Source organism: Acinetobacter sp. Gutcm_16 (assembly GCF_028649355.1).
Taxonomy (GTDB): domain Bacteria; phylum Pseudomonadota; class Gammaproteobacteria; order Pseudomonadales; family Moraxellaceae; genus Acinetobacter; species Acinetobacter johnsonii.
Genome location: NZ_JAQSUV010000016.1, coordinates 121,201 through 136,942, shown reverse-complemented (window position 1 = coordinate 136,942; position 15,742 = coordinate 121,201). Strand labels below are relative to the sequence as shown.

The 15,742-nt window shown below is 43.7% G+C and carries 13 protein-coding genes; 7 read left to right on the top strand and 6 right to left on the bottom strand.

Features of this window, described 5'->3' with window-relative positions; genetic code table 11:
* The first annotated feature begins 914 nt into the window (after positions 1 to 914).
* The 3 genes from atzF to PTT44_RS02715 are packed head-to-tail and all read left to right on the top strand — an operon-like array spanning position 915 to position 7,075.
* A complete protein-coding gene (gene atzF, locus PTT44_RS02725; protein ID WP_168158208.1) occupies positions 915 to 2,744 on the top strand; it encodes an allophanate hydrolase in 1,830 nt (609 codons plus the stop codon).
* A gap of 20 nt (positions 2,745 to 2,764) precedes the next feature.
* Positions 2,765 to 6,367, top strand: coding sequence for an urea carboxylase (gene uca, locus PTT44_RS02720; RefSeq protein WP_168158209.1), 3,603 nt, complete (start codon positions 2,765 to 2,767; stop codon positions 6,365 to 6,367).
* Between the two features lie 3 nt (positions 6,368 to 6,370).
* Positions 6,371 to 7,075, top strand: coding sequence for a GntR family transcriptional regulator (locus tag PTT44_RS02715; protein WP_168158210.1), 705 nt, complete (start codon positions 6,371 to 6,373; stop codon positions 7,073 to 7,075).
* A gap of 68 nt (positions 7,076 to 7,143) precedes the next feature.
* On the opposite strand, the gene lysM is transcribed toward PTT44_RS02715, so the two are convergent.
* The 6 genes from lysM to PTT44_RS02685 form a co-directional block, all read right to left on the bottom strand.
* Complete coding sequence (gene lysM, locus PTT44_RS02710) at positions 7,144 to 7,617, bottom strand: peptidoglycan-binding protein LysM (RefSeq protein ID WP_004982938.1); 474 nt, start codon at positions 7,615 to 7,617, stop codon at positions 7,144 to 7,146.
* A 246-nt stretch (positions 7,618 to 7,863) separates the two neighbouring features.
* Entirely contained in the window at positions 7,864 to 8,100 is a 237-nt protein-coding gene (gene acpP / locus PTT44_RS02705) for an acyl carrier protein (RefSeq protein WP_004695351.1), read from the bottom strand.
* 86 nt (positions 8,101 to 8,186) lie between these two features.
* Positions 8,187 to 8,921 carry a 3-oxoacyl-ACP reductase FabG gene (gene fabG / locus PTT44_RS02700; RefSeq protein ID WP_004695350.1) on the bottom strand — a complete coding sequence of 245 codons (735 nt, stop codon included), beginning with the start codon at positions 8,919 to 8,921 and terminating at the stop codon, positions 8,187 to 8,189.
* The gene (fabD, locus tag PTT44_RS02695; RefSeq protein ID WP_062034056.1) at positions 8,918 to 9,904 is read right to left on the bottom strand and encodes an ACP S-malonyltransferase; all 987 of its coding nucleotides are present in this window, start codon (positions 9,902 to 9,904) and stop codon (positions 8,918 to 8,920) included. The genes fabG and fabD overlap by 4 nt, the downstream gene beginning before the upstream one ends.
* Before the next feature lie 176 nt (positions 9,905 to 10,080).
* Positions 10,081 to 10,263, bottom strand: a complete 183-nt coding sequence (gene rpmF, locus PTT44_RS02690; protein ID WP_004279227.1) for a 50S ribosomal protein L32 — start codon at positions 10,261 to 10,263, stop codon at positions 10,081 to 10,083.
* Between the two features lie 76 nt (positions 10,264 to 10,339).
* Entirely contained in the window at positions 10,340 to 10,897 is a 558-nt protein-coding gene (locus PTT44_RS02685) for a YceD family protein (RefSeq protein ID WP_004982945.1), read from the bottom strand.
* 97 nt (positions 10,898 to 10,994) lie between these two features.
* Here PTT44_RS02685 and PTT44_RS02680 point away from each other — a divergent pair, with 97 nt between their 5' ends.
* The 4 genes from PTT44_RS02680 to PTT44_RS02665 all read left to right on the top strand — a co-directional run bounded on the left by PTT44_RS02680 (position 10,995) and on the right by PTT44_RS02665 (position 15,729).
* Positions 10,995 to 11,657: an elongation factor P hydroxylase gene (locus PTT44_RS02680; protein ID WP_168158211.1), complete on the top strand. Its 663-nt coding sequence runs from the start codon at positions 10,995 to 10,997 to the stop codon at positions 11,655 to 11,657.
* Positions 11,658 to 11,742: 85 nt separating this feature from the next.
* Entirely contained in the window at positions 11,743 to 12,360 is a 618-nt protein-coding gene (locus tag PTT44_RS02675; protein ID WP_168158212.1) for an L-threonylcarbamoyladenylate synthase, read from the top strand.
* 54 nt (positions 12,361 to 12,414) lie between these two features.
* Positions 12,415 to 12,681, top strand: coding sequence for a hypothetical protein (locus PTT44_RS02670; protein WP_005400318.1), 267 nt, complete (start codon positions 12,415 to 12,417; stop codon positions 12,679 to 12,681).
* Between the two features lie 642 nt (positions 12,682 to 13,323).
* A complete protein-coding gene (locus PTT44_RS02665; protein WP_168158213.1) occupies positions 13,324 to 15,729 on the top strand; it encodes a sulfatase-like hydrolase/transferase in 2,406 nt (801 codons plus the stop codon).
* Positions 15,730 to 15,742 lie beyond the last annotated feature (13 nt).

The window sequence follows — 15,742 nt, the reverse complement described above, 5'->3', positions numbered from 1 at the left end:
ACCCCATTCATTCCTTTATCCCCCAGAGAAGTATTAAAATTTTATTTTCTTCAAACTGGTTTGCAATTTACTCGAACTTCATTTAGCCCGCTAACAATTACAATCTTCTACATAACCCGCAATTCTTGAAGCTGCTGCTTATCAAGAAATATAGGCCACTCCCCCATAGATACATAGCCTACTGCCAATAGCTTACACATAGTAGCAATTGATCTGCTACTGACAGCGAGTTTAGATCATCACCTTATGCAGGATAAATGTAAGTTAAGTACATCAATTATTATTCGAAAAAAAGACCTAGATATTCAAATCTTAGTATTTGAATTAAGATCCAGCCAGCTTATGTATATCAATATATGGCATAGAATTAACTACACAGGAAGGATGAGAAAATCTGAATTAAAAATTATAAAATAATAGTTTATATTATAAGTTATACGTATGATTTATTGATTATCTCTGCAAATTTCAACGGTTATATTGGTCACGAATTAAATGAAGCTTGCAACTTTTCAGATTTGGTATAGCTCAAATACATTAAGTTATACATAAAAATTAAAAACTGAGTGTGTATAGTTTCTTTGAATCATCCTATTTTAGAATATATTTCATCCTCTATCCTTTTGACTTTAATTCCCTCAACTTACATAAACAACGAATATGATTTAAACCCTCTTTTTAAATAGTTTAACGTCAAACCACCCAAGGCTTGATCATAAAAAGCACCATTAATTCCCCTATGCGCTTGTTTTGGTGCAACTCTAAAAACACTTAGAATCACTCAATTAATCCAAAGCTTTACTCTCAACCAATTGATTTATAAAAATTATAATCAAAGATAAATCAAATTGATTAGATTGGCATAGATTCTGCATTTTTGTATTCCATCATGTATACAAGTTGGAATGCAAAAAATGAGTCAGAACAAATGCATTGGCTGGACACTTCAAGAATGGCAAACCGCTTATCTCAACCAAGATATTCATCTTGAAGATTTAATCGACTATGTAGCGCAATTACCACAACCTGATCATGCTTGGATTTCAATTGCTACGACAGAAATACTTTCCCAACAAATTGAAGCCTTAAAGCAAAAAGTAGAGCAAGCCACAGAGCTCAGCAAAGAATTGCCTTTATACGGTATTCCATTTGCAGTTAAAGATAACATCGACGTTGCTGGTTTTGTCACCACGGCCGCATGCAAAGCCCTGACAACTGTTGCTACACAAGATGCTGAAACCATTCGCCTGCTTAAAAATGCAGGGGCCATTGTTGTAGGAAAAACCAATTTAGACCAATTCGCAACTGGTCTCGTAGGGACACGCTCTCCCTTTGGTGCAGTCAGTAACACGTTTAATGCTGACTATGTCAGTGGTGGCTCTAGCTCTGGTTCAGCCAGTGTTGTTGCTCGTGGCTTGGTGCCCTTTGCACTCGGAACAGATACTGCAGGCTCTGGCCGTGTTCCTGCTGCATTTAACAATATTATTGGACTAAAACCCACCAAAGGTCGTTTTTCAAATCGTGGTCTACTCCCAGCCTGTAAAAGTTTGGACTGTATTTCGATTTTTGCTTTAACGGTAACAGACGCCGACACCATTGCCCAAATGGTAGAACACTACGATGCGCTAGATAGCTATTCACGCCAGCATCCAAAGACTGCACCTGTGAAACTCTCGACTAAGCCACATTTTGCTATTCCCCAAAAACTGGAATTCTTTGGAGATGACCAAGCTAAATATGCCTTCCAACTGGCTGTAGAACAGTTAAAAGTTCTCGGTGCTGAAATTACTGCAATTGATTTTTCGGCTTTTGAACAATTAGCAGCCCAACTCTATCAAGGCTCATGGGTGGCAGAACGTACCGCAGCGGTTGCCGAGTTGTTGGTGCAGCAGCCTGAGGTTTTCGATCCGACAGTACGTGCAATCATTCAAAAAGGTCATGATTTTAGTGCAGTTGATGCCTATAACGCGGAGTACTTAAAGCAAGAATTAAGCCGAAAAATTCAAGACACTTTGGCCCAATTTGATGCATTGATTGTTCCCACCTCTCCAACCATTCATACCCTTGCGGAAATGGAAAAGTCACCGATTAGTCTGAACTCTGAGTTTGGGACTTATACCAATTTTACCAACCTCGCCGATTTAAGTGCCCTCGCCCTGCCCGCAGGTTTCCGCACCGACGGTTTACCTTTCGGCATCAGCCTAATTGCACCTGCATGGTATGACCAAGCCCTGATTGAATTTGGAAAAATTTGGCAGACGCATTTGAACTTAAAGCTGGGGGCTTTAGACCGCTATGCATCTACTCCAAAGCTACAGCACACAGTTTCTCCACATCATATCCGTGTTGCTGTGGTTGGGGCGCACCTGACAGGAATGCCGCTGAACTTCCAATTGCTTACACGTAATGCTGTGCTAGTGGAAACCACACATACCGCTGAGCACTATGCCCTATTTGCATTGAATGGCACGATCCCACCTAAACCCGGTCTAGCCCGAGTCGATGAACACGGTCAGCAGATCATTGTTGAACTGTGGGATGTACCCACCGCTCGCTTTGGAGAATTTGTCGCAGAGATTCCGACACCACTGGGCATGGGTAATGTCGAACTGGCAGACGGTCGATGGGTGAAAGGTTTCATTTGCGAACCTTATGGCTTAAACGATGCCGAAAACATCAGTCACTTTGGTGGTTGGCGCGCCTATATCCAGCACCGTAACAATTCAAAAGTAGAACAAGCTTAGTCAAATTTAGGAATTTTAAAATGTTTAAAACTGTATTGATTGCAAACCGTGGCGAAATTGCCGTACGTGCAATTCGCACTTTAAAAAAACTGGGGGTGACTAGTGTAGCGGTATATTCAGACAGTGACCGTTACGCACAACATGTCAAAGACGCGGACATTGCCATTGCTTTAGACGGCTTAAAACCATCTGACACTTATTTAAGCATTGAAAAACTGATTCAAGCCGCACAAAAAACAGGGGCTGAAGCTATTTTCCCAGGCTATGGCTTTTTATCAGAAAGTGCTGAATTTGCAGAGGCTTGTGAGAAAAATAATATTGCCTTTATGGGGCCAACCGCGACACAAATTTTAGAGTTTGGTTTAAAACACCGTGCACGTGAACTTGCGGCTGCTGCACAGGTTCCTATGACACCGGGTACAGGCTTACTTGGCAGCTTAGATGAAGCAATTTCTGCGGCTACAGAGATTGGTTATCCCATCATGCTAAAAAGTACCGCAGGTGGCGGAGGGATTGGCCTCACGCGCTGTGATGATGAACAAGCATTAGTTGAAGCTTATGAAAGCGTCAAACGTTTAGGCGCACAATTTTTTAAAGATTCGGGTGTATTTTTAGAACGTTTTATTGACCGTGCGCGTCATGTCGAAGTTCAGATTTTTGGTGATGGCCAAGGTCAAGTGGTTGCATTGGGCGAACGCGACTGTTCATTGCAACGTCGTAACCAAAAAGTGGTGGAAGAAACCCCAGCGGCTCATCTGCCCGAAGCCACACGTCAAAAACTACACCAAGCAGCAGTTGAACTAGGCAAATCGGTCAATTATCGCAGCGCAGGTACGGTCGAATTTATTTATGATGCTGCACGTGATGAATTTTACTTCCTTGAGGTCAATACCCGACTACAAGTGGAACATCCTGTCACTGAGATGGTGACGGGTTTAGACCTGATTGAATGCATGCTTAAAGTCGCTGCGGGCGATACACTGGATTGGACTGCACTTAGCAACATCCAACCGCAAGGTGCGGCAATTGAAGTGCGTATTTATGCAGAAGATCCAGTTAAGAACTTCCAGCCTAGCCCGGGTGTACTGACCGAAGTTGCATTTCCAGAAGACTGCCGCGTCGATACTTGGGTCTCAACAGGAACAGAAATTTCACAATATTTCGACCCGATGATTGCCAAAATCATCGTACATGCGGACACCCGTGCACAAGCCATTGAGCAACTAAAAAATGTACTCTCTCAAACTCGTTTAAATGGCATCAGCACCAATTTAGACTATGCACATAGCGTGATCTCTGATGAACGCTTTGAACAAATGCAAATCTGGACACGCTTGCTAGACGACTTTGACTACGTACCGAATGTGATTGAAGTACTCCAAGCTGGCACACAAAGCTCGATTCAGGACTTTCCGGGACGTGTGGGCTATTGGGATATCGGTGTACCACCCTCGGGTCCTATGGATGACTATGCTTTTCAATTGGCCAATCAAATTGTAGGGAATGATGCTAGCGCAGCAGGCTTCGAGTTCACCCTGCAAGGCCCAAGCCTCAAGTTCCACCAAGACAGTGTGATTGCACTGACAGGTGCGCCATGCCCTGCGCAACTGGATGATAAGCCCGTAACCTTTTGGCAACCGATTCACATTTGCGCAGGTCAAGTACTCAGCTTAGGACAGGTCGAGTCTGGTTGTCGTAGCTATTTAGCAGTGCGTCATGGGCTCGATGTCCCCCTATATTTGGGCAGTCGTTCGACTTTTGCTTTAGGTAACTTTGGCGGGCATGCAGGACGTGTACTTCGTGCAGGTGACATGATCAAACTCGTCAACACAGCCCATCCAAATAGCGATACACCTTTAGCCCCGCATGAACCACAAGCTCTATCTCCTACACTGATTCCAAGCTATGGCAAAGAATGGAAAATTGGGGTGCTATATGGCCCACATGGTGCACCTGACTTCTTTAAACCCGAATATATTGAAGAGTTTTTTGCCTCCGAATGGAGCGTACACTTTAACTCCAATCGTCTAGGCATCCGACTATCAGGGCCAACACCAAGCTGGGCACGTGAAAATGGCGGTGAAGCAGGGCTCCACCCATCCAATGTCCATGACTGTGAATATGCCATTGGTGCGATTAACTTCACAGGTGACTTCCCTGTCATTTTAGCCAAAGATGGGCCAAGTCTAGGAGGTTTCGTTTGCCCTGTGACTATTGCCAAAGCTGAACTTTGGAAAGTGGGTCAGCTTAAAGCCGATGATAAAATCAGCTTTTATCCTTTAACTGTTGAACAAGCCAATACCTTAGAACAACAACAAATTGAACGGATCGAAAACTTTGCCCACGCAGCACTTAATTCTGAGCTGCCAAGCAGTGACATTCCACCATCCGCAATTCTTGCCAGCTTGGAGGCAACTGATATGTCTCCACGCACGGTATACCGCCAAGCGGGTGACAGCTATATCTTACTGGAGTACGGTGACAATGTTTTAGACTTGGCGCTACGCTTACGCGTTCACCAACTGATGCAACTGATCCGCGCGGCTAATATTAAAGGCATATTGGAACTGTCCCCCGGCGTACGCTCGCTGCAAATCAAATACGATGGACTCACGCTTCCACAGCATCAATTAATCGAATTTCTACTCAAGCTTGAACAGCAAATGGGAGATTTAAGCCAAATCAAGATTCCGTCACGGATCATTCATCTCCCAATGGCATTTGAAGACAGTGCAACTTTAGGTGCTGTAGAACGCTATCAAGAAAGTGTCTGTGCCAAAGCGCCTTGGCTACCGAACAATGTCGATTTTATTCAACGCATAAATGGTTTAAACAGCCGAGAGCAAGTCAAAGAAATTATTTTCAATGCCAATTACCTCATTTTAGGCCTTGGTGATGTCTACCTCACCGCGCCCTGTGCAGTACCGATTGACCCACGCCATCGCCTATTAAGTTCAAAATACAATCCTGCACGTACCTTTACCGCTGAAGGTACCGTAGGCATTGGCGGCATGTATATGTGTATCTACGGCATGGACTCTCCGGGAGGCTACCAACTGGTCGGACGCACCCTCCCCATTTGGAATAAGTTTAAAAAGAACAAACAGTTTGGCGACAAAGAATGGTTCCTAAACTTCTTTGATCAAATCAAATACTTCCCCGTATCTGAGTCAGAGTTAGAGCAATGGCGTGCCGATTTTGAAAATGGTCAAGCACAAATTCGCATTGAAGACACTGAATTTGACTATGCAGCGTATTTACAACTGCTTGAAGATGAAAAAGACAGCATTGCCGAGTTTAGAGCACAACAACAACACGCTTTCAGTGCTGAAGTCGGCTTATGGAAAGAAAGTGTTGATCATCAAGAACATCTGATTGCAGAAATACCTGATGAGACTGACTACAGCGCCTATGCAGCACTACATGCTTCGATGACCGGTAATATTTGGAAAATATTAGTGGAACAAGGTCAGATTGTGAAAAAAGGTGAAACCATTGCTATCATTGAAGCCATGAAAATGGAATTACCGGTGTACGCTGCGGATGATGGTACTGTCAAAGCCATTATTTGTCGGGCTGGACAAACCGTTCATAGCGGTGAGCCTTTGGTTTATATGGAATAACGCATGCCCAATACGACACGTGCAGGTTCAAGTTCAGACAATTTGTCTGAACTGGTTTACCAGCAAATAAAAAACGATATTTTTGATTTCAAATTGATGCCAGGTGAACGTTTTACCGAATCCGAAATCGCCTTGAGCTATCAGGTCAGCCGCACGCCTGCACGGCAGGCGCTATATCGATTGCAACAAGAAGGCTATGTAGAGGTGGCATTTCGTAGTGGCTGGACTGTCCGTCCGTTGAACTTGCAATACTACGATGAGCTGTATGAGTTACGCATCATGATTGAGCAGTACTCAATTCGAAAGTTATGCAGCAGTGCATCTCAGCCATCTAAGGAAATGAAACACCTACACAAAATTTGGATGGTTGCACCGGAGCAGTATCTGTCGAGTTTAAAAGCCATGGCGAAAATTGATGAAGATTTTCACTGTGCATTGGTTCGTGCCATTGGCAATCAAGAAATGATCAAAATTCACCAAGAGATCAGTGAAAAAATTCGCATTATTCGTCGCCTCGATTTTTCAAAAACAGATCGGATTGAAGCTACCTATACGGAGCATCAAGCCATTTTGAACTATATAGCACAACAACAGACGGAGCTTGCCGTTGAAAAGATCAGCGCTCACATTCAACAAAGTCGAGATGAAGTAAAAAAAATTACCTTAGGTATGCTCAGTCAACATGCTGTTGTGAAAGCAAGTCGCTAAGCACTCGATCAACATTCCACTCTCAAATAAAAAAGGCGCTTCATGCGCCTTTTCTTCAACCTTTGGACTTAAGCAGGAATACGTAGGACTTGGCCTGGGAAAATATCATCTGCATCTTTCAATAGGGGACGGTTGGCCTCAAAAATTTTATTGTACTGGTTGGCATCACCATAAAATGCTTTGGAAATTTTCGATAAGTTATCCCCCGATTTAACCGTGTAGAACTTACTCTCAGGTTCAGGGCTAGCCACAGTGAGTTGATCATCGACTTGTGCCACATGGTCAATATTACCGACGGCTAAAACAATCTTTTCTTTATCGGCTTGAGTCTGAACTTGCCCTTTCACGGTCGCCAAATCCGTGGTGGAGTTATAGCTGACTGAAAGTCCCGTCACAGGTAAGCCCAGTGCTTTGATATGACCCAATAACTTGTTGGCAATTTCTTGAGCAGATGGCTCTGCTGGTGTGCTTGGTGCGGCTTGAGGCTCGGCTGCTGCGGTGTTTTTCTTACCAATGCCTTTAACAAAATCAAAAAGACCCATGTGTATGCTCCATCTTGTTATATCAGTGTTGTTATAGTGAATGCTCAAAAATGAGACACCCTTTTTTATACCCAAAACAGACGGCAGATTTGGTAGCGAAAAGTCCTCTTAAGGTAAAGCTTTGTAAGTTACCCGAGTAAATAAAAGATTTTAAAGGTGAGTTAGGCGCTTTGTGTTTTTTGAAAGGCATAAAAAAGCCACCCAAGTGGGTGGCCTTTCCATTCAGCAAAGCTGAAACAATATGTATTAACCTAGTTTCTTAGAAACGTAGTCAATCGCAGATTGTACAGTTGTGATTTCGTTAGAATCTTCATCTGGGATTGTGATGTCAAAGTCGTTTTCGAAAGACATAACAAGCTCAACAAGGTCTAAAGAGTCAGCACCTAAGTCATCCATGAAAGATGCTTCGTTTTTGATTTCTTCAGCCTTAAGACCAAGTTGTTCTGCAACTGCTTGCTTGATGCGTTGTTCGATATCGCTCACAGGAATTCTCCTCATTGCTTGTGGCGTTTTTAATGCCGTTAGTTTAATTGAATCTTTAAAATTTTGAAAGTTTATCCATCAGCCAATTAGCTCATGTATAGACCACCATTTACATGCATTACCGTACCAGTAATGTAATTTGCTTTGTCTGATGCCAAGAAGCTCACCGCATTTGCAATATCTTGTGGATCACCTAAACGGTTCAAAGCCACTTGATCGCTCATTTTTTTACGGATATCTTCGCTTAATTGCTCAGTCATTTCTGTTGCAATAAAACCAGGCGCCACTGAGTTTACAGTGATTTGACGGCTGCCCATTTCTTTTGCAAGGCTACGGCTAAATGCTTCAATACCAGCTTTCGCTGCTGAATAGTTGGCCTGACCTGGGTTGGCAAAATGCGCAACCACAGAACTAATATTAATAATTCGTCCAAAACGTGCTTTGGTCATGCCTTTTAGCACACGTTTAGATAAACGGTAAACTGCTTTTAAGTGGATATTTAAAATGTCATCCCAGTCATCTTCTGACATACGAAGTAACAAATTATCTTTGGTAATCCCAGCATTGTTCACCAAAACCAACACAGGGCCATAGTTTTGTTCAATGTCAGTTACAAGCGCATCAATGGCAGCACCATCACGAACATCGAGCACTTTACCTGCACCGTGTTCACCGAAGCTTGCAGCCAGTTTTTCTGCACCTGACTCAGATGTCGCAGTACCCACAACAAAATAACCGTCTTGAATAAGTTGCTGAGCGATGGCAGCACCAATCCCTCGACTTGCACCTGTCACGAGTGCAATTTTGCGTTCCTGTGTCATGCAATTTTTCCTTCAGCCACTAAAATGGCATTTAGTGCATCTTCCAAGCGCGATTTACTATCGAGTGGAAATGCTTTTTCAATATTAGGTAGACGTTTTGCCAAGTTTGCCAAAACATTGCCTGGACCACACTCTGCAACATATTGGATCCCTTGATCCTGAATAAACTGCATTGTTTTGGTCCACTGTACAGACTCATATAATTGAGCGGTAAGTGCTTGGCGGACTTGTGCTACATCTGTAGCAATTTCCGCGCCCACATTTTGTATTACAGGTATGCTAGGCAGCTCAATGGCAGTTTGTTCCAAAGCTTCTGCGAACTGTTCTGCAGCAGGCTTCATCAATGAACAATGCGATGGAACAGAAACTGGGAGTGCAATCGCTTTGCCGCTGTTTTCTTTGGCTAAAGCCATGACTGCTTCAACTGCTGCTTTTTCACCAGCAATCACCACTTGACCTTGAGCATTGTAGTTAGCCGCTTCAACTGAACCTTCAGCTTGACTCGACACTTGTTGGCATAAAGCAACAACTTGCGCATCATCTAAACCTAAGATGGCCGCCATTGCGCCCTTACCTTGAGGTACAGCACTTTGCATCAACTTGCCACGCAAATTTACCAGCTTGACTGCATCACCTAAGCTTAGGCTTCCTGCTGCAACCAACGCACTGTATTCACCAAGTGAGTGCCCCGCCAAATACTTCGGTGCAACACCACCAAGTTCTAACCATACACGCCACAAAGCAATGCTGGCAGTTAACAATACCGGTTGGGTAAATTCAGTTTGGTCTAAACCTTCACCAGATTGTGCAATGTGCCACAAATCGAATCCAACCGCTTTAGAGGCTTCTGCAAATGTTGCTTCAACACTGGCAAATTGTTCTGCCAATTCAGCCAACATGCCAACCTTTTGTGAACCCTGTCCGGGAAATACAAAAGCTGTTTTTGTTGCCTGAGCGACTTGATCAAGTTGTTTCGCAGACATAAAAAAGTCCTTTCTTGTCTTTGCTCTCGTTTATGGAGCGAAAATTTAACACTTAATTTAGGTCGATGTAATTGCCAAATACAACAAAAACAGCAGCGATAAAAATTCGACAACAAAAAAAGGGAGCTTTACGCTCCCCTTTTTTCGACTAAGCTTTAAGCTTAATGCTTCGACAATTATTCAGCAGATGCTTTAGCGAATAATTGACGACCACGGTAGATACCATCTTTAGATACATGGTGACGACGGTGAGTCTCGCCAGTAGCTTGGTCTACAGTTAATGCATTCTCGGTTAAAGCGTCATGTGAACGGCGCATGTCACGGCGAGAGCGACTTTTACGGTTTTGCTGAACGGCCATGATGGCTCCTTACAAATCGAAAAATATGGATCAGAACAAATTCAGTTGTCTTATACGGAAGAGTATAACACAAAAATTAGTTAAGTTTACCCTTCAAACTTGCCAAAACATCAAACGGATTATCCCGCTTTTCTTCAACAAGTTCTTCAACGGCAGGTTGGTGCTTATGTTCACAAGCGTCATGCTTAGCAGACAAAGGCATCAACAATAACAATTCATCTTCTATCAGAGACAGTAAATCAGCCGTCGCAGGCGCATCATAGCTACCTTTCGTCGTTGCTTCACTTTCACCTAAGACGATGAAATCAGCATCCTCATCCAAGCGCTCTATCAGTGACTCATCATCCACTAGAGCTAGATGAAAATCTGAAACGAGTTCAATGTTTACCGTGCCTAAACAGCGCTGGCATTCCATTGGAACGTTCGTTTCAACGTGACCATCTAGCCATACAATACGATGATACGCATCCATTGATAGCTTACAGTCTATGTTAATCAATTGATCATCAATTGATCCAACAGCTTCACGGGCTATACGAGCAAAGCGAGACAATGGCAGTGTTCCTGACCATGTAAAGCCTTGTTCGGCCCATTTAAACGGCTCAATCTGTGCCGGAAAGGTATTTGCTGACATAATTAAGGCGGCAATTCTACAAATTCATCAGTACTCTGTCAAAGATTAAGATACAATTTTGTACTTATTTAGACAGACCATTTGGGTAACTTAAGTCATGCATCTGTTGCAGCCGCAAACAGAAGTGAGTATTTCATCACTTGTGAGCACAATTTCAACTGTCGATTCTGACATTTCAAACCGCCAAGTGCAACTCTCGACGTGGGAGAATTTGTGTACAGAAGCAGAACAAGTTGATTGGCTCATCTTACACTTTAATCGTTGGTTTTCCCACCTGAATGTCAACTTGGTTAAAGGTGACTTTGAACCTGAATATTTTCCCGCGATAGACAACACCCCTGCGCGTATCCAATTTGCCCATGGTTTTTTTAATAGTGCCTTACATGAAATCAGCCATTGGAGCATTGCAGGAGATAAACGCCGTCTACTCCCCGACTTAGGCTACTGGTATGCACCCGATGGTCGTACGGCTGAGCAACAAGCTTTATTTGAACAGGTTGAAATTAAACCGCAAGCCATTGAATGGTTATTTGCCACAGCTTTTGGTCGGAAGTTCCGTGTTTCCTTAGACAATCTGACTGGTGAAGGGGGTGACGGCAACCGCTTTAAAGACCATGTTTTCGCTCAAGTTCAGGCTTATTTTTCAGGCCAAGCCCAATTACCGCGCGATGCGAAACACTTCATTGACTGTATTTGCCTATGTACTCGTGCTGGCAAAACATTACAGAGCAATGAATTTCAAAGAGAAATGCTCGACTAAATTTAGCACGATTCACATTTTGGTCATTGAACATCACCGAGATAAAGCGCGATAATGTTGAAAAAACCATCAGGAGATAAAAACGATGCTTCATTTAAGAGTCCATCCTGATAACCCTCAAGCACGCTCAATCAGCCAAGCAGTAGAACGGATTCGTGCAGGCGATGTGGTGGTATACCCGACCGATGCCGCTTATGCCATTGGCTGCCAGATTGGGAATAAAAATGCCATGGAGCGGATTGCTCAAATTCGCGGCCTTGGGGCCAAACATCAATATGCCATCATTTGTGCAGATCTGTCCGATATTGCCACTTATGCCAAAGTCGATAATGCCATGTATCGTTTACTGAAAAACAATACACCAGCCGTGACCACGTTCATTTTGCCTGCAACCAGTGAAGTGCCTAAACGCTTGATGCATCCGAAGAAAAAAACCATTGGTCTACGTATTCCAAGTAACCCTGTGTGCCAAATATTACTCAAAGAGTTAGGTGAGCCGCTACTAACCAGTACCTTAATCCTGCCGAATCAGGAAGAGCCACTAGATGATCCCTATGACATCGAAATGCAACTGTCAAAACGAATTGATGTGTTTATCGACAGCGGGCTGGGCACATTAAGCACCACTAGTATTGTCGACTTATCAGGTGATCATCCTGAAGTGATTCGCCGTGGGCTTGGCGATGTCAGCGCATTTGAGTAATGCGCTGCATTTATTCGCTAGGGAAACTGAATCTCACATTCTCAAGAGATCAACATGACCCTGTTTACGGTTTTACTCAATCTGAATCAATTTCCCGAGCAACATAATTTATATGTGCAGCGTCCTTGGACGCTTGAGTCCGAGACTTTGGTGCAAAGTCCGAGTTCAATCAACTGCATTATGCGGGAAGAGAATCTGTACAGCTATTTCCTGCCGATCGCGACCATCCAGCAATATTTCAAATACCTTGAACCCAAAAACCTCTGCTTACAGGACAACTGTCAACGCATCATTGAATTTGCCCTACAAGCACCTGAATAAATCTTGAATGAATATTTTCCGTCGCGTCAGCTGATCCATTTCTGCAGACTTTAGACGCATTTTTCTTCCCTACGCGTTCAAATAAATCCACGCATCCATAACAATAAAGTACCTAATCTATGCAGCTTCAGTGTTCACAACCACTGTTATCGCAAATAACCATCTTCATTTTAAAGTGCGGAAAAAACAGCCAAGTCCATTCTTTTGAGTGGTTCATCCTCTGAAGCAGTTTGATACTGTACAGCCAGAACATTAAACGTACTTCACCGTGCATTGACGATGGATCGTCATGGGTATGAAAAACAGCTACAGCATAATCAAATCAATAAGGACAAAAAATGTCGAACCAAGGGAATACAACAATATTAGGCCTATTTGCGGTTTCAACCACTCCAATGCATTCTAGCCAATCCATCGCATTCAGCTTCCAACTATTCAGGTTTCCTCCAAACGCGATCTCTGCTTCGTTTAAATCAAGCCTGTAACAGTCTGTATGAGATGAGACCCTCATGTCTGAAGCTACAACTCAATCGAAATCCCCAAACATCTAAACCTTTTTATTCCGTAGGTCTTTTCCCTACTCAGCATTTTTGCACATTTTTTCAACACCACAGCAAGGAAACTTTTAATAAGGGATTGTATATGAACAAAAATAGATCATTAAGCTCCAAACCACTGACACGTGTCCTCACCTTGGTCGCAGCCATTACAGCATCGCATGCCGCTTTAGCAGCTCCCGAAGCCCAAAGTAGCACACCTCAAGCCTCAAACCAGACAGGCTTGGTTTTGCCCCAGCCTACACCAGAATTTAAAGGGGTGATTAAAGAAACCTTTGAGGGCTCTAAACAAGATTTTCCTCAACCTGTAAAAGCACCCAAAGGTGCCCCTAACGTGGTGGTAATTTTGTTAGACGACTTAGGCTTTGGGCAAGCTGGCACCTTTGGTGGGCCTGTACCGACACCTGAAATGGATGAACTTGCAGATGATGGTGTGATTTTCAATCGTTTCCATACTACAGGGATTAGTTCTCCAACACGTGCAGCTCTTTTAACTGGACAAAACCCACATCAAGTTGGAGCGGGAACCATCACCGAACTTTCAACGGGTTATCCGGGATATAACACAATATGGCCCAAGGAAAGTGCCAGTGTCGCTAGAATCCTTAAAGACAATGGCTATGCCACTGCGGCATTTGGTAAATGGCACAACACCCCTGACTGGGAAACATCTCCAGTTGGGCCTTTTGAACGCTGGCCAACAGGTCTCGGTTTCGAATATTTTTATGGCTTCTTTGGTGGTGAATCGAGCCAATGGGAACCGCAGCTGATCCGCGGAGTAACACCCGTTGAACCAACTAAACGACCAGAGCAAGGCTATAACCTGAATGTTGACTTGGTCAATGATGCAATTGGGTGGATCAATCGTCAAGGCTCAGTATCTCCAGATAAACCGTATTTTGTCTATATGGCACCCGGTGCCGTCCATGCACCACTCCATGTCAATCAAGAATGGATTGATAAGTTTCAAGGCCAGTTCAACCAAGGTTGGGACAAAGTCCGTGAAGAAACCTTGGCCCGTCAGAAGAAATTGGGCATTGTGCCTAAAAATACTGACTTAACACCACGTCCAGACAGTATTCAAGCTTGGGCTTCCTTATCAGCCGATGAAAAGCGTTTGTTTGCAAAACATCAAGAAGTCTTTGCAGGCTTCCTCGCGCAAACAGATCATGAAATGGGACGTTTGATTAAAGCCATTAAGAAACTTCCCGATGCAGATAATACCCTCATTATTTTTATTGCTGGGGATAATGGTGCCAGTGCTGAAGGGACGTTAACGGGTACTATAAATAATCTAATGACTCAAAATGGTTTTCCAGATACCATTGAAAATCAATTAAAACATATTGATGAAATTGGCGGACCAAAGCACGAAAACCAATATCCTGTCGGTTGGGCATGGGCTGGCTCTTCCCCGTTCCAATGGATGAAACGCGTTCCTTCTCACTTCGGGGGAACACGCAATGGCATGATCGTTTCTTGGCCTGCAAAAATTAGAGCCACGCATGCGATCCATAACCAATTCCATCATGTTTCCGACATCACCCCAACCATTTTAGAAGCAGCCAATATTCCGCAGCCCAACTCAGTAGATGGTGTAAAGCAAACGCCAATGTCTGGCATTAGCATGGCATACAGTTTCAATGATGCAAAAGCCAAAGATCAGCGTCATACCCAATACTTTGAAACGGGTGGACATAGAGCCATCTATCAAGACGGTTGGGTTGCCTCATCCTTCCATGGCGTACCTTGGAAGCTCAGTGGCTCTTTAGGCTTTAAAGATAGTCCGTGGGAACTATACAATATCAAACAGGACTTTTCCCAAGCGCATGACCTAGCAGCCAAAGAGCCTCAACGCTTAGCAGAAATGCAGAAACTGTTCGACCAAGAAGCAGGCAAATATGGCGTTTATCCGTTAGATGACCGTTTTGTGGAACGTGCTTTTAATCCAGAACGGCCTTCTTCAGTTCGTGGCCGAAAGCAATTCACCTATTCAGCAGGAACCACGCGTCTGCCTGAAGGCAGTGCACCACCCATGTATCAGCGCTCGCATAGTATTAAGGCTGACATTGTCATTCCTAAAAGCGGTGCCAATGGTGTAATTGTTGCTGAAGGTGGTTCAGGTGGTGGCTTCTCTTTGTATTTGGAAAATGGCATACCTGTGTACGAATACAACTTCTTTGCCCAATCGTATTATCGGATTGCTTCCACCAAAGCATTAGCACCGGGTAAACACAGCATCGTCGTAGACTATCAACAGACTCCGCGTGAAGGACGACATGGTATTGGCGGACCCGTGACCATCAGCGTCAATGGCGATACGGTTGCCCAAGGTCAGGTTGAAAAAGTGGTTCCTTATCGCTTCTCCGCAACTGAAACCTTCGATATCGGTATGGACTTAGGCTCAACCGTTTCACCTCGCTACAATGAAAAAGCGCCGTATGCATTCACAGGTCAAATCGATACCGTCACAATCGATTTAAAAGACTAAATAATTTCAAACG